Origin of the sequence: Psychrobacter sp. Sarcosine-3u-12 (assembly GCF_002836005.1) — a bacterium.
GTDB lineage: Bacteria > Pseudomonadota > Gammaproteobacteria > Pseudomonadales > Moraxellaceae > Psychrobacter > Psychrobacter okhotskensis.
Genome location: NZ_PJBY01000110.1, coordinates 39,656 through 54,949 on the forward strand (window position 1 = coordinate 39,656; position 15,294 = coordinate 54,949).

Below are 15,294 nucleotides of genomic sequence, written 5' to 3' on the forward strand. Positions count from 1 at the left end.
TGTGCGCAGCTATCATTGGGCTAAAATTACTGGTCTAAAATCATTGGCCCAAAATAGTCATCAGCCAAATGCAGACTGACCCCATTTTAGCAACATCTGACTCATAATGCTGAACTCTTCAATTGCTTATTAACAATTATTTTTAGAGTAACCAATATCCAATATCTAATAATATTGATAACACTAATGGTGCAACTGCTGTGCCAAGTTACCTTGCTAAATATAATATTTAGTACTAACAACCTAATTATTGGCAATAATTTCAGTAATTTATAATAGTAATTTAACTATATTAAGAGGTAACTGAGCCATTATTTTTATGGACAACATTTAAGAGTAGTATATATAAGCGCATATTCGCACTGTATTAGTGCAGTAGCAAGTGCACCAATGATTAACATTGCATTTTTATGGTGCATTTTAATTTTTTGGCTCTTTGAAACGCTAGGCCATGTCCTACATTTTATAGACCACAAAATAGTGGTAAGATGATGTCCTTTACAATAACTAGCCAGTAAAGCAAGCCGCTTTTATGTTGAGTTCAATGCATAAATAATAAGAGCAAATTTACCTTTTGAAAAATAAAATCAATGAGTTGACTACACAATGATTCTAATGATCGATAATTACGACAGCTTTACGTACAATATCGTACAGTACTTCGGTGAGTTGCAGCAGGACATCACGGTATGGCGTAACGATCAGATGACCATTGAGCAGATTCAAACCTTGGCTCCCGATGCCATCGTCATTGGTCCAGGGCCTTGCGATCCAGACCGTGCCGGCATTTCTTTAGACGTTATCGAAACTTTTAAGGGTATTATCCCTATATTGGGCATCTGTCTCGGGCATCAGGCGATTGGACAAGCATTCGGTGGACAGGTGGTCAAAGCTGGCGAAGTGATGCACGGGCGCTTATCCGCCGTTTACCACAATGGTAAGGGCATATTTGCTAACTTACCTAGCTCCTCAAAATTCACGCGTTACCATTCGCTGGTCGTCGACAAAACCAGTCTACCCGACTGTCTAGAGTTGACCGCATGGACGCAGCACGCCGATGGTAGTATTGAGGAAATCATGGGCATACGTCATCGCACATTGGCCATTGAAGGCGTACAGTTCCATCCTGAGTCCATCTTGAGCGAAGCCGGTTATCAGCTACTCAATAACTTTTTGCAAACTCATAATCTGGCAGTATCAGCCTCAAAGGCATTGCCACAAGTCGGTTAATGTTACTAAAAATGCATGATTGATAATAAAAATTCTGACCACCCTATACACCAATATAAATAATATAAAGCGAGAGCCTAATGAGTACTGTAAAGATAGAGGACACCCACACCGCAGATAATATTGCCCAACTATCGGACGAAGGCATCCATAAGCTACTAACGACGGCTTTGGGTCGAATTTTTCAGCATATTGATTTGACCTTTGATGAGATGTATCAAGTCATGCTGATTATCATGCAAGGCAGATGTAGCGATGCGATGATGGGCGCTATTTTGACTGGTTTACGTATGAAAGGTGAATCCATCGACGAGATTACGGCATCAGCCAGTGCCATGCGCGCTTTGGCTGCGAATATCGAACCTAAGAACTGTGCTCATTTAGTCGATATCGTCGGTACGGGCGGTGATGGTGCGAATTTATTCAACGTCTCTACAGCGTCGGCGTTTGTGGTGGCAGCGGCAGGCGCTCAAGTTGCTAAGCATGGTAATCGCGGCGTCTCTACCAGATCCGGTAGCTCAGATTTGTTGGAGCAAGCGGGTATTAGTCTGTCGCTCACACCTGAGCAAGCAAAAGACTGCATCGAAAATCAAGGCGTTGGCTTTTTGTTTGCGCCCAATCATCACAGCGCGATGCGTTATGCCAATCCAGTCCGTCGTGAGCTCAAATCGCGCACTATCTTTAATATCTTAGGGCCATTAACCAACCCTGCTGGCACGCCCAATTTGGTCATTGGCGTCTTTACTGCTCAGCTGTGTGAGCCAATCGCCAAAGTGATGAAAAATCTAGGCGCACGTCATGTCATGGTCGTCGGTGCAAAGGATGGCTTAGATGAAATCAGCCTCGCCACTTCGACCACAGTAGCTGAATTAAAAGAGGGTGAAATCTCTGTCTATGAGATGATGCCAGAGGATGCGGGTATCGAATCACAAACGCTGATTGGGCTTGATGTAGATTCTCCAGAACAAAGCCTTGAGCTAATACGCGCCGCTTTATCAGGTGAAGAGACTCATGATCGCGCGGTCCTAAAAGCTCGTGATATGATTGCCCTAAATGCAGGTGCGGCGATATATACCGCAGGACTTGCCAGCAATTATCCTAATGGTGTCAGCCGTGCTCAACAAGTCATCCAAAATGGCGATGCGTTAATCAAGCTTGAGTCTTTAGCCAAATATACTCAGCAGCTAGCGGCTAGCTCTTAACGGATACATCCGTGTTAACGAGATGCAAAAATAGCCATTGTTGCTTATTTATTTACCTTTAACAATATTCGGATACCAGTATGAACACAACCAATACAGATATTCCTTCGGTATTACAGCGCATCGTCGCCACCAAAGTAGAAGAAGTAAAAGCCGCTCGCGATGTGCTATCTCTTGAAGCGTTAAAAGCGCAAGTAGCGACTGATAAAAAATCACGTCGAGGTTTTGCCGCTGCTCTAAGAGCTGTGGGAGCTGTAGGAGTTACCGCTGCTAAAGACAATGGTATCGGTATCATCGCTGAGATTAAAAAAGCCTCTCCCTCTAAAGGCGTTATCAATCATAACTTCGCGCCTGCGTTGTTTGCCAAACAATACGAGCAAGCTGGCGCGAGCTGTTTGTCTGTATTGACGGATCGCGATTATTTCCAAGGCGATGACAGCTACCTGATTCAAGCTGCCAATGCCGCAAGCCTACCGATACTGCGCAAAGACTTTATGATTGATGAGTATCAAATTTACCAATCATATCTCATGGGTGCCGACTGTATATTATTAATCATGGCTTGTCTGGATGATACTCAAGTACAAAAACTACATGCGCTCAGTATCGAGCTGGGCATGGATGTATTGATTGAGGTCCATACCAAAGCTGAGCTTGAACGCGCATTAAAACTGCCACGCTCCGAGCATAATATCTATGGTATCAATAACCGTGATTTGAATACTTTTGATGTCGATCTACAAACCACGCTTGATCTAAAAAATATTTTAATCGAAGCATTGGCGGATGACGCTAATAGCGCAGCCACAGCACAGAAACCGCTTATCGTCACCGAAAGCGGTATCCATAGCAGCGATGATATTCGTTTGATGCTCAATAACGATATTCAGCACTTTTTGATCGGTGAGCAATTTATGAAAACGGATCACCCCGGACAAGCGTTACAATCCTTACTTGCGGGCGTCGCAGCAGACGGGTAAAGTGGCTTCAGTCTTCTGAACAGTTTAAATCAATCAATCATTCCTTCATTAACCAACGATACGTTAACTTTTATGTCAAATTCTCTATTTTCAAAAGAAATGCAAGACCAGCTCAAAGAGCTCAAAGGACAACTGAGCAAAGGTCGCGATACCAATTCGCCTGATGGTGACAATGGCAAGCCCACAGAACCTGTCTCGCTACTTACCCAAAAGCAGGTCAAAAAAACGGTCAAACAATTAGACAGTGAGCATATCGATGATGATAAAGTTCTCTTTATGCAAGCGATGCATGGTGTAGATCAGCTAGAGGACAAAAATGTCCGCTCCCCTGCCAATGCCGCAAAAGTGCGCAAACCTGACGCCGCGACTCTGTCGAAACGTGCCGCTGCGCAAGGCAGTGAAACGAGTGACTTGGGTGCAGGCTTATCAGATATGCAAGCGCTACTCAACCCCGTCGCTGGCGAAGCGTATTTGTCTTATAAGCAGCCAACGCTGCAAAATAAGGTTTTTACCCAGCTAAAACAGGGCAAGCTGCGTTGGTATGACGCAGTAGACATCCATGGCTGTACCATTGACGAAGCGCGCGCGGCTATGACTCAACTATTGAGCCAAGCGAAACAGAACAACGAAACCATGGTAAAAATCGTTCATGGTAAAGGTTCTGAGGCTATTTTAAAAACCTGCGTCAACGGTTGGCTACGTCAATTGCCAGAAGTATTGGCATTTTGCTCTGCGCCGCCCAAAGATGGTGGCAATGGCGCTGTATTGGTACTGCTTAAAAAGCCTAAAACTGATAGCGAATAAGCTGCTCGGTTAAAGAAAAAAAAGGACTGCATCTATGCAGTCCTTTTTGTTATGCTCATTCTTAAAATAACTCTTTACATAATATTTAGCATCTAGCTTTAGCAGTATCGCAATCAATGAGGATAAGATATTTATGAGTCTACAAACTATTGAAAATGCTAAAGCATTAGAAGAGCATATCATCGCCTTGATTGCCATCGAACCGAGATTTGCACCTGTTTATGAGCAAGTTGGCGTGCCCAGTCTCAGGCACAATGCCGGTGGCTTTGAGCAATTAATGAGAGCGATGGTTGGGCAACAGCTATCGGTAGCCGCAGCGGCTAGCATTTGGCAACGAGTTGTTGCGGCAGGTTTGACCACCCCTAAAGCCATTAGCGAAGCGACGGATGAAACATTGCGCGCTCAAGGACTATCTAAGCAAAAGATACGTTATGTCCGCTCACTAGTAGACCATAACATAGACTTTGCGGCGCTAGTAAGGATGGCAAATGCAGAGGTTATAAACACTCTGACAGCAGTCACTGGTATTGGGCGCTGGACGGCTGAGATGTATCTACTATTTTCTTTAAAACGCGCAGATGTATTGGCAGTCGACGATTTGGCGATTAAAGTCGCAGCGATGGAGTTACTAGGTCTAGCAGAGCGTCCGACCCCAAAACAGCTAAACCACTTGACCGAAAGTTGGTCGCCACATCGTAGCGCCGCCAGTCTGCTGCTATGGTCGTACTATGGCTTGTTACGGGATAAAACTGCCGTACCATTATAACTGGATAACTGGCAGCCCCTTTATCGCTATAAACCAAAAAAATAAAGGGATGGCCAACGACCGTCGCCCTCATTTCACCCGCTACCGCCTGTTTAAAAGTCAGTTCTGCAAAGCCATTTCTACAAAGTCGATTCACCATAAATACTATGGCTGGTTCCAAATAGAGAAACCAAATTTTCTTTTGGAATGCTTAAACTTACGTTTTGCAAACGCATAAGTATGAATTTTACGGGCTTTTTTTGACTGAGCTTTTTTAGCCTTTTCTTTCTGTTTGTCAGCGACTTTGTCGTTGTTCGCACTGCTGGCATCTTTGCTGCTATTTTTACTGACGTTGATAGATTTATGCTCGCTATCACTAGCAGTACTATTATCCGCATTGTTATCAATATTAGCGTCGTCATCATCACTAAGATTATCATTGCTATTGTGATAAGCATTGTCATCATTCGGCGTATTTGCAACAGAGTCGAGCGCAGTATTATTATCACGACCATTATCCATATGATGCTCAAGCTCCGCTTGATTGACAATCAACTGTTGGGTTGGTAGCGCATGCTCGACCTTATATTTTGCCACTTGATTGAGCACATCAACGAATACCACATTTTGCTTGTCATAAAACTCCATGACGTCGTTAGCATTAATATAAGCTTGTAACTGAATCACATAACAGTCTTGACGCAGCTCTAAAATATTGACTTGATTCCATTCATTATTGGTCAAATAATGCTCATTTAAAAACTCGTCTAAGTCTTTGACCATTTTGAAGACCACGTCAATATCGGCAGTACGCTTGAGATATAACTGATGAAAGAAGCGAAACATATCACGCGAGGTAAAGTTCTCGATTTGCATGGACGAGAAGTCACCATTGGGGACAGTGACAATCGTGCGAGTCAAGGTGCGTACACGTGATGAGCGAATACCGATATCGATGACCGTACCTTCATAAGTGCCAAACTTACAGTAGTCGCCGATACGTACGGGCGAATCCGCCACGACGACCACACTTCCCACGAGGTTCTCGATGGTTTTTTGCGCACCAAGTGCTAAAGCCAAACCACCGACACCTAAGGCTGCGATACCTGTTGTCAAATCAAAGCCTAAATTACCAAAAATGACGATCACAGCAAATATCAGTAGTAAGGCCTTAACAACTTTTCGCATCAACCCTAATATCGAAACCCGTTCAGTATGGTTTTTCTTATAGCTTAAGTTAACAGCACGCGTGAAAATAGCATCGATGACACGTAGTAATAACCACGTTATAGCGAGCCACGATGCAATCTCGGTAAAGCGATTGACTGGCTCACGCAGCGTCACTGACACCCCAGAATAGACCATCACCTCAGACAATATCAGCGCCATAATCACTACCGCAAGGGGCAAGATAACCTTGTCCGGCACTGGTAATGCCACACCGCGCACGCGTGGATAAACGAGCTTTAACAAATGATACAGCAGCCATACCATGACGTAGGTCAATAAAAAACTGCTCACAGTCATGGCCAAGGCGGCGAACAGATCCACCAATTGATAGCCGAAAAGCTTTTTACCTTCTAGCGAGTCGATCGTATAACGAGACACCAAGGTAGGATCGGTGTTTTCTAGAACTTCTGGTATTGAGCTGAGCGTTTCGGTAGAAAACTGCCAGTATTGCTCACCTTGCTTTGAGACGACGCGCTCAAGCAATAACGGCACGCTTTTATCACCGATACTGATGTTACCCACATTTTCTTGGCTGGGCGGTAGTTGGTCGGCTAAATTGCCTTCGAGCGTATTATTAATCTGCAAATCAGCTGAAAAGCGTCCACCCGCGTCAAGCGCTTGCTTAAATTGACGCACAGCAGTCGTTGGATTGTCTGATTTTGACAAATTAAGATAATTGCTCGCCAGCAAATAATCATTTTCGCCAAGCGCACTAATGAATCCTTGCACCGTATTCCGCGGGGTATCTCGTCCGAACGAATCAGGTAGCGGCTCGCTGGTACTAGCAGCCTCACTAGTTCCGCCAATTCCCAATACACTGGCCTCAGCAGCAAGGGCAGCATTTGGCAGTATCAGGCTAAATAATAAAGTCAGCAATAAGCTCAGCACAATCAGTGTTCTTGATAATGATGCCGTTAAAGACAAAGGTAAGCTAGCAGGACTCATACGACGCTTAGTAGACAAAACAAACCTCTTAATTTATAGATAAAATATTTATAAATATCAACAGTGATACATAAAAAATAGCTGAAACAGCCAATAATGAATATGACCTGCTGCCATGATAGCAATTATAACTAACGGTCGTGTTTTTGATTACATATTTTTATGCCGACTGATGTGTCTAATGATAGGTCAGTACTGAGTATGAACACAGTAATCAGAGAACAAATGCCTTGTATAGTGCACGAGGATGACTTAATAATCTACTATCATGAAACTGGCTCAGCTTAGCGTGAATAAATATTGGCTAAAAGTGGTTTATAAAGCAGGCATATTTATAGATAATGAGCGTTGTTTAACTTGTCTACTGTTTTTTGTAAACTTTACCTTCTTAACCTTTGCTCATGTAACCTTGGAAATCATTATGTTGTTAACACGTTCTTCTTCGTCTACTTATTTACGCTGCTGTATTTTAAGTGCGCTTGGTGTATTTGCCGTAAATACAGCCATGGCTGTCACACCAGCTGACACTGACTTAGAAACAGTCAATGATAGTGAATTACCACAAGTTGAGCTTGATAAAATTGTGGTGACCGCCACACGTACGCCTACTAAAACGAGTAACGTCATTGCTCAAACTCGGATCATTGATAGTGAAGAGCTACAACGTTATCAGGGTCAGACGGCACTTGATATTTTGAAACATCAGCCAGGTTTCAGTCATTACACTAATGGCGGCTCAGGTACTACCTCAAATTTTTATATGCGCGGTTATGATAGCAAACAAGTTTTAGTGCTCATTGATGGCGTACGCTATAGCTCGTTGAGTGCGGGCGGTGCAACCTTAAATCTACTTCCAGCGGATCAGATTGATCGTATTGAAGTCTTGTATGGTGCTTCAGGCTCTAGTATTTATGGTGCAGACGCGATGGGCGGCGTTATCCAAGTATTCACTAAAGGCAATAATATCGAACAAAGTAACGTTGCTGTGACCGCAGGTATTGGCTCTCATAATCAATATTTATATGGAGCGAGCGCTCAATTTACTAATGACAAGGGTACTACGCTGAGCCTAGCAGCCAGTCATAACGAAACAGACGGATTTAACGCTACTTTACCTGGTGACCTACCAAGTCAGACTGATGATGATGGCTTTGAGAGTGATAACTACAGCTTACTTCTTAATCAAAAAATTAACGATAGTTTAAGATTTGGAATTAGCGGTCTTTATTCAAAATCAACAACAGATATTGACGCTTATGATGATTACATGACGGGCGCTCCTGCTCTAAAGCATGCCTTTTCAGATCAAGAAAGTGGGGCTGCTAGTGCCTATCTTGAACATTTTACTGATAGCAGCAACACAAAACTTCAATATGGTTATAGTATCGACGAATCAACGACTTATGAGACTGACGCAAATAATGGCAGCCAATATGATACTAAGCAGCAGCAAATAAGCTTAATAAGCGTTCAAGACTTGCCAGTCGGCAAATTAACTCTGGGCGCTGAGCATTTGAAGCAAAAACTTGAGTCAAATGTATATGATGCCGATGATCGTAAAACTACCAGTGGTTTTTTGGGTTATTTGCTGTCATATAATGGCTTCGACGCGCAAGCCAATATACGATATGACGACTATTCAGATTTCGACAGCGAAACTACTTATAACTTAGGCGGTGCTTATAATATTAGCCCTGATTTTCGTATTGGCGCAAGTTACGCTAAAGGCTATCGCATACCGACCTTTAATGACTTATACGGACCTAAAAGTTGGGGCAGTAATCCAAATCTAAAACCAGAAACTAGTGATAACTACGAAGCTTTCATTGAATATAATACTTCACTGCAATCGACACGCATCACAGGTTACCATAATAAGGTCGACGACCTTATTGCCAGTGATGGTAAAAGCACCCCTGAATACATTTATGGACAAAGAATAAATACTGACAAAGCCAAAATCAAAGGGGTGACATTGACTTCAGATTGGGTAATTGATAATTACCTATTTGGAGGCAGTTACGACTACCAAAAAGCTAAAGATGATAGTGATTACACGGGTAAAGTCGACTATCTTGGTAATCCTATTGATTACAATGGTAACTACCTCCCTATTCGCCCTGAGAACAAAGGCCTTATCTACTTAGGCTATCGTTTACCGAGTTTAGATATCCGTGCTGAATATGAATATATAGGTCATTATTATTACAGTGTAAACAATGCTGATTCACAGATCATAGATAGCTTTGGTCTATTTAATATTAGTGGCAATTATCAGTTGACGGATAATTTAACAATGAGTGCTCGCTTAAATAATATTACTAATAAAGACTATGTGACAGCGCTTGGCTATAACACTGACGGCACTAACTTCTTTACCTCATTAACTTATAACTGGTTCTAAACCCAATCAAATTGCACAAAATGTATATCAACAATCAAGGTCATCCAACGATGGCCTTTTTTTGTGCCCACCAAAAAGGCAAAATCACTCATACCTTTACTGCCTAATATTTATGTTATCCAATAGGTGACAATCACTGATTCATCTATTACAATAACGACCTCCGAGAGGTGTTGCGCCATAATAAATTTTATTGCATATAAGCTTTATCGCTTTGCAAATCATTTGTTATGTTAGGCTCGGTTAACTGTTTATGACCATTTTGGGTTATGAACAGCGCAAATAACGGCACCTGCGTTTTTATTCTTTTTATCTATTAACTGATAGGAGCATATTATGGACGCAGTGTCTAACACCCCATCTGCCCATACGATCGACCCCTCTTTCACTGACTATAAAGTTGCCGACATTAGCCTTGCTGATTACGGTCGCCATGAAATCACCCTAGCTGAAGCCGAAATGCCTGCCCTGATGGGTTTGCGTCGTCGCTACGAAGCCGACCAACCGCTTAAAGGCGCAAAAATCGCTGGCTGTATCCACATGACCATTCAGACGGCTGTCCTTATTGAGACGCTTGTCGCGCTAGGTGCGGAAGTACGCTGGACCTCATGTAACATCTTCTCAACTCAAGACCATGCTGCTGCGGCGATTGCTGCTGCTGGTATCTCTGTTTATGCTTGGAAAGGCGAAACCGAAGAAGAGTACGAGTGGTGCTTACGTCAACAAATCCATGTTGACGGCGAAGCCTCAGGTCAACTTTGGGATGCTAACTTAATCTTGGACGACGGCGGTGATTTGACTGCTTTGATTCATAACGATTATGCCCAAATGCTTGATAACATCCATGGTATCTCTGAAGAAACTACTACAGGTGTCCATCGTTTGGTTGAAATGCTAAATAAGGGTACGCTAAAAGTACCGGCTATCAACGTTAACGACGCGGTTACCAAGTCTAAAAATGACAACAAATACGGCTGCCGTCATAGCTTAAATGATGCCATCAAACGTGCTACCGATATGTTCCTTGCCGGTCGCCGTGCGCTAGTCATCGGTTATGGTGATGTGGGTAAAGGCTCAACGCAAAGCTTACGTCAAGAAGGCATGATCGTACGTGTCTCAGAAGTTGATCCTATCTGTGCTATGCAGGCCTGTATGGACGGCTATGAAGTATTGTCACCTTACATCAACGGCGATAACACCGGCGGTGCAGAAAACATCAATACTCGCCTATTAGAAGACACTGATTTGATTGTTACCACTACTGGCAACTATCACGTTTGTGATCGTCACATGCTAGCAGCATTGAAACCGGGTGCCGTCGTTTGTAACATCGGTCACTTCGACACCGAAATCGATACGCAGTTTATGCGTGACAACTGGCGCTGGGTTGAGATTAAGCCACAAGTGCATCAAGTGTTCCGCTCGGATGACGAAAACGATTATTTGATTTTGCTTGCTGAAGGTCGCTTGGTGAACTTAGGTAATGCCACTGGTCACCCATCACGCGTGATGGATGGCTCATTTGCTAACCAAGTATTGGCACAAATGTACTTATTTGAAGAAAAATTCGCTGAGCTGCCAGTCGATGAGCGCTTTGATAATTTATATGTCAAAGTGTTACCGAAAAAACTCGACGAAGAAGTCGCGGCGGCGATGGTTGCAGGCTTTAACGGTACTTTGACGAAACTGACTGAAAAGCAAGCCGAGTATCTAGGCGTACCTGTCGAAGGTCCGTTTAAGCCTGACGCTTATAAATACTAATAGGAGTCAGACTGTGACTAAGCCTGCTTTCTCCTTTGAGTTTTTCCCAGCCAAAACCGAGCAAGGACATGAAAAGCTCCTCAGCACTTATGATGAGCTGAATAAGCTATCACCTGCTTACTTTTCAGTGACCTACGGTGCGGGCGGTTCAACCCGTAGCCGCACTTTGGATATTGTCCAAGCTTTGTGCGCGCGCGGTGAGACTGATATTGCGCCGCATATGTCTTGTATCGGTGATGATAAAAGTCAAATCGCCGAACTGCTCGATCTTTATAAAGGCTTAGGCATCCAGCGTTTGGTCGCCCTGCGTGGTGACTTACCCTCAGGTCAAGTAGGTATGGGTGAGCTACCGTTTGCGTTAGACTTGGTGAAGTTTATCCGTGAATATTCAGGTGATCATTTTCGTATCGAGGTGGCAGCCTATCCTGAGATGCATCCACAAGCGCGTAGCTTTGAGTTTGATGTTGACAACTTAGTCAATAAATATCAGGCTGGTGCCGATGCATCAATTACCCAGTTTTTCTATAACGCGGATAGTTATTTATATCTGCGTGATACGTTAGAGAAGCGCGGTATCGATACAGTAGCGCAGCCGTTAGTCGCAGGCATTATGCCGATTACCAACTCTAGCAATCTCGTACGCTTTGCCGATAGCTGTGGTGCTGATATTCCTCGCTATGTGCGTAAGCGCTTGGCAGATTTTGGCGATGACCGCACCGCTATTCGCGAGTTCGGCTTTGATGTGGTCTATCGTTTATGTGAGCGCTTGATTGCCGAGGGCGTACCTGCCATGCATTTTTATAGCATGAATAAGGTTGAGCCAAACAAGCGTTTGGTTGAAGCGTTAGGTTTGATTGCTTAAATATTGACCGAATGTATTGCTTAATGACTGGCGTTCTTAGGAGCGCCAGTTTTTTTGTTTTGCTGATGACTCATCTTATGCTAAGGACAGCCTTATTTGAGCTGTTTTTATTCCCCAAACACCTGTAACAATACCCCTCTCTTCTCAGCTCATATTCTGCTAATATATTGGGATGGATTATTGTTCAATTAAAGGATTAAGCGACTGTGCGACGTTTTTTTTATGCCTCCAGTAACGATACGAACACCCCCTTCCCCAAACTTAGCACCTTGCCTATGGGTGCTAGTGTCGAATTAACAGACAGTATTGTCCATCATTGGTGCCGGGTACTACGCGCAAATATCGGTGACCAAGGCATTTTGTTCGATGGCTTTGGCGGCGAATATCAGGTACAGCTACAAGCAATTAGTAAAAAAAATGCCACAGCGACTTTACTGACCCAGATCGAGAATGACCGCAGCGCTTCTATATTAACTAAAATCGGGCTGGTGATGAGTCGTGGCGAACGCATGGACTATGCCATTCAAAAATCTACCGAGCTTGGCGTTACTGCGATCCAACTCCTCAGCAGTCATCATGGCGAGGTCAACCTCAAACCCGCACAAGTTGAAAAAAAGTTGGCGCATTGGCAACAAGTCGCTATCGCCGCCTGTGAGCAATGCGGCCTCAATCGCCCACCACTTATTCTTGCGCCATTATCGATTGATGACTGGCTATTAAATATAGCCGCTAGCGAAAAATTAAACGAAAAAGAAATGGTGGTCAGCCCTATAGTAGCTGAGCTGAGCCAAGATTCTTATTATCAAGTATTACAGCAACCGGCAGATTTACGTTTGCAACTGAGCGTGCCAGCAGCAGGACAACCTTTGCGGCCAGAGACGCTATCAATTGCACTAAAAAGAGATAAACCCTACGTAGAGTTGCTCATCGGCCCCGAGGGTGGTCTGAGTAATGATGAGCGCGCACAAGCACAAGCAATGGGCTTTGCGCCTTGGCAAATTGGCCATCGCGTATTGCGCACTGAGACTGCGCCGGTCGTTGCCTTGGCGACATTGCACGCGCTTCGTTATTAACGACAAAATGTTATTGCCAATATCATGCTGATAGCTAGGGTAAACGAAGCGTGCTGATACGACCCTTTTCATTGCCTTGCACGCTGGGGGTATAACTTGTACCGCTAAGCTTACGATATGATTTACCAAGGTTATGTCTAGCAAAAACTGGCTAACTTTTTTGGCTTGATGTTGATTTAATGAGTCCAACTATGACTACTTTTACCACGCTTCCACTCTCGGACAAGCAGCAACTGTTGACCCAGTTATGCGAGCAATCTGAAGACGCCATCTTTATCCTAGATGCAGACTTTCGTTATCTATCAGTCAATGCCATTTATGAGATTATGATTGGTTACAGCGAATCTTTTTTGCTGGGCCGACCGCTTGGTATATATGCGGCTGAATTCTTATCAAAAGAAGAGCAAGCAATTTTACATGATCTCACCAAAGCCTTAGACAGCGAAGGATTTCATGAAATCGATTTTTCGATGGCGAATCGCTATGGACAAGTCCTAAACTGTCACATTACTTATCGCAGAATCTATGTGGGGCAAACGGCTTATTATGTCGGTGTGGTTCGTGATATGTCGTCTGTTGTCGAGGACAGAAAACAAGTGGATCATCTGCTTAATTACGATCAACTGACCGGCTTGCCCAATCGCAAGGTGTTTTTGAGTCAGACCAGTGAGCTGTTGTTAGAGAGTTATCAAGAGGTGGTGATTGTACGTCTTAATATTGATCGTTATCGCAATCTTGCCAGCCTACTCGGCCCTGACGGTATCAATACACTCATAGAGAACTTTGTACTGCGGGTCAAAACCTTAAAGCTTGACAACTTACGCTGTTTTTCTCATTTTGGTGGTGATGATTTTGCTTTATTGTTCGAATGTAATGACGCCAATACCGTACGTAATCAGCTAGATAGCTTGATGCAAATGTGTGAGCATCCGTTCTCTATCAATGATGAGCCAGCCGAAGATGCGGACATTTATTGTCACATCTCCGTTGGCGTCAGTTACTTCCCTGAAAATGATCACGAAATGGCGGGGCTATTGACCAAAGCCGAGAAGGCCTTACATTATGTGAAGCAACAAGGTGGCGACGACATCTGTTGGTACAATAAAGCAATCAGCGAAGCGACTGCCAATAGTTTACAGCTAGAGGCCGAGCTTAGAGCAGCCAGCAATGAAGTTCAGTTTATACCCTACTATCAACCCAAGTTTGCCTTAGATACCGGAGCCATCACTGGCTTTGAGGCGCTGGTACGTTGGCAGCACCCCACTCGCGGACTGCTAAAACCTGTCCACTTTATGAACGCCATCATTACTCACAAACTGTCGTTTGAGCTATTCTCACAAATGGCAGTCCAAATTGCACAACAGCTATCAATTTGGCAAAAACTTGGCTTCGATCAGCATATCTGTATCAATGCGGATGCTGCTGAATTTAGCCATCCTGATTTTTATGAAATGGTCAGCAACTTGTTTTTACAGTACGACATCAGCGCTCAACAATTGCATATTGAAGTAACAGAATCCTCATTGATACAACGCCATGCCAATGTCAAGAAACAGCTCGATTTACTAAAAGAGTTGGGGATTTGTTTGGCGCTAGATGACTTCGGCACAGGTTATGCATCTTTAAGCTATTTACAAGAATACCCTTTTGACTTTATCAAAATCGATAAAAGTTTTATATCAAAGATTGAAACCAACCGTACTCAATACGCCATCGTCAAGGCAATTTTAGATTTGGCAGTGGCACTTGACATGCAAGTTATCGCTGAAGGTATCGAAACCGAGCAGCAGCGTGATTTACTATTAGACATGGGTTGCCAGTACGGGCAAGGCTATTGGTTCGGCAAACCAGTGACTGCTGATATCGCAACCGAACTGCTAAGGCAGCAGTACTCATCCAAATAAGACATCTTAAGATATATATTGACTTTGGTAATGATAGTAAAGGGCAAGAGAAATATCAGCAAACTAAAGTCAGTAAGGCAGTTAACATAATGATATTAACAACTTATTTAATACCATTTTTCGTCGATTTTGCCCTTTCTAGCTTATTAATCCC

The 15,294-nt window shown here is 43.5% G+C and carries 11 protein-coding genes; 10 read left to right on the plus strand and 1 reads right to left on the minus strand.

Annotated features, from left to right (window positions below; all coding sequences use genetic code 11):
* Positions 1 to 606: 606 nt before the first annotated feature.
* The 5 genes from CXF65_RS13700 (at position 607) to CXF65_RS13720 (ending at position 4,982) form a co-directional block, all read left to right on the plus strand.
* Positions 607 to 1,230, plus strand: coding sequence for an anthranilate synthase component II (locus CXF65_RS13700; RefSeq protein ID WP_101212615.1), 624 nt, complete (start codon positions 607 to 609; stop codon positions 1,228 to 1,230).
* Positions 1,231 to 1,310: 80 nt separating this feature from the next.
* A complete protein-coding gene (trpD, locus tag CXF65_RS13705; protein ID WP_101212616.1) occupies positions 1,311 to 2,432 on the plus strand; it encodes an anthranilate phosphoribosyltransferase in 1,122 nt (373 codons plus the stop codon).
* Positions 2,433 to 2,512: 80 nt separating this feature from the next.
* Positions 2,513 to 3,412: an indole-3-glycerol phosphate synthase TrpC gene (gene trpC, locus CXF65_RS13710; protein WP_101212618.1), complete on the plus strand. Its 900-nt coding sequence runs from the start codon at positions 2,513 to 2,515 to the stop codon at positions 3,410 to 3,412.
* A 72-nt stretch (positions 3,413 to 3,484) separates the two neighbouring features.
* Positions 3,485 to 4,216 carry a Smr/MutS family protein gene (locus tag CXF65_RS13715; RefSeq protein WP_025651188.1) on the plus strand — a complete coding sequence of 244 codons (732 nt, stop codon included), beginning with the start codon at positions 3,485 to 3,487 and terminating at the stop codon, positions 4,214 to 4,216.
* 133 nt (positions 4,217 to 4,349) lie between these two features.
* The gene (locus CXF65_RS13720) at positions 4,350 to 4,982 is read left to right on the plus strand and encodes a DNA-3-methyladenine glycosylase family protein (RefSeq protein WP_101212619.1); all 633 of its coding nucleotides are present in this window, start codon (positions 4,350 to 4,352) and stop codon (positions 4,980 to 4,982) included.
* A gap of 144 nt (positions 4,983 to 5,126) precedes the next feature.
* Here the strand turns inward: CXF65_RS13720 and CXF65_RS13725 are convergent, their stop codons facing one another.
* Complete coding sequence (locus CXF65_RS13725) at positions 5,127 to 7,136, minus strand: mechanosensitive ion channel family protein (protein ID WP_413772508.1); 2,010 nt, start codon at positions 7,134 to 7,136, stop codon at positions 5,127 to 5,129.
* Positions 7,137 to 7,557: 421 nt separating this feature from the next.
* Between CXF65_RS13725 and CXF65_RS13730 the strand changes: the two genes are divergently transcribed.
* The 5 genes from CXF65_RS13730 to CXF65_RS13750 all read left to right on the plus strand — a co-directional run bounded on the left by CXF65_RS13730 (position 7,558) and on the right by CXF65_RS13750 (position 15,140).
* Positions 7,558 to 9,540 carry a TonB-dependent receptor plug domain-containing protein gene (locus CXF65_RS13730; protein ID WP_101212867.1) on the plus strand — a complete coding sequence of 661 codons (1,983 nt, stop codon included), beginning with the start codon at positions 7,558 to 7,560 and terminating at the stop codon, positions 9,538 to 9,540.
* 336 nt (positions 9,541 to 9,876) lie between these two features.
* A complete protein-coding gene (gene ahcY, locus CXF65_RS13735; RefSeq protein WP_101212621.1) occupies positions 9,877 to 11,301 on the plus strand; it encodes an adenosylhomocysteinase in 1,425 nt (474 codons plus the stop codon).
* 13 nt (positions 11,302 to 11,314) lie between these two features.
* A complete protein-coding gene (locus CXF65_RS13740) occupies positions 11,315 to 12,163 on the plus strand; it encodes a methylenetetrahydrofolate reductase (RefSeq protein ID WP_101212622.1) in 849 nt (282 codons plus the stop codon).
* A gap of 206 nt (positions 12,164 to 12,369) precedes the next feature.
* Positions 12,370 to 13,236 (plus strand): 16S rRNA (uracil(1498)-N(3))-methyltransferase, encoded by an 867-nt coding sequence (locus CXF65_RS13745; protein ID WP_101212624.1) that lies wholly within the window; start codon positions 12,370 to 12,372, stop codon positions 13,234 to 13,236.
* A 191-nt stretch (positions 13,237 to 13,427) separates the two neighbouring features.
* Complete coding sequence (locus CXF65_RS13750; protein WP_227523280.1) at positions 13,428 to 15,140, plus strand: putative bifunctional diguanylate cyclase/phosphodiesterase; 1,713 nt, start codon at positions 13,428 to 13,430, stop codon at positions 15,138 to 15,140.
* Positions 15,141 to 15,294 lie beyond the last annotated feature (154 nt).

Bases quoted from the DNA above. Each gene is read 5' to 3' on its own strand.
- CXF65_RS13700 (WP_101212615.1), top strand. From the start codon at position 607: ATGATTCTAATGATCGATAATTACGACAGCTTTACGTACAATATCGTA.
- trpD (WP_101212616.1), top strand. From the start codon at position 1,311: ATGAGTACTGTAAAGATAGAGGACACCCACACCGCAGATAATATTGCC.
- trpC (WP_101212618.1), top strand. From the start codon at position 2,513: ATGAACACAACCAATACAGATATTCCTTCGGTATTACAGCGCATCGTC.
- CXF65_RS13715 (WP_025651188.1), top strand. From the start codon at position 3,485: ATGTCAAATTCTCTATTTTCAAAAGAAATGCAAGACCAGCTCAAAGAG.
- CXF65_RS13720 (WP_101212619.1), top strand. From the start codon at position 4,350: ATGAGTCTACAAACTATTGAAAATGCTAAAGCATTAGAAGAGCATATC.
- CXF65_RS13725 (WP_413772508.1), bottom strand. From the start codon at position 7,136: ATGAGTCCTGCTAGCTTACCTTTGTCTTTAACGGCATCATTATCAAGA.
- CXF65_RS13730 (WP_101212867.1), top strand. From the start codon at position 7,558: ATGTTGTTAACACGTTCTTCTTCGTCTACTTATTTACGCTGCTGTATT.
- ahcY (WP_101212621.1), top strand. From the start codon at position 9,877: ATGGACGCAGTGTCTAACACCCCATCTGCCCATACGATCGACCCCTCT.
- CXF65_RS13750 (WP_227523280.1), top strand. From the start codon at position 13,428: ATGACTACTTTTACCACGCTTCCACTCTCGGACAAGCAGCAACTGTTG.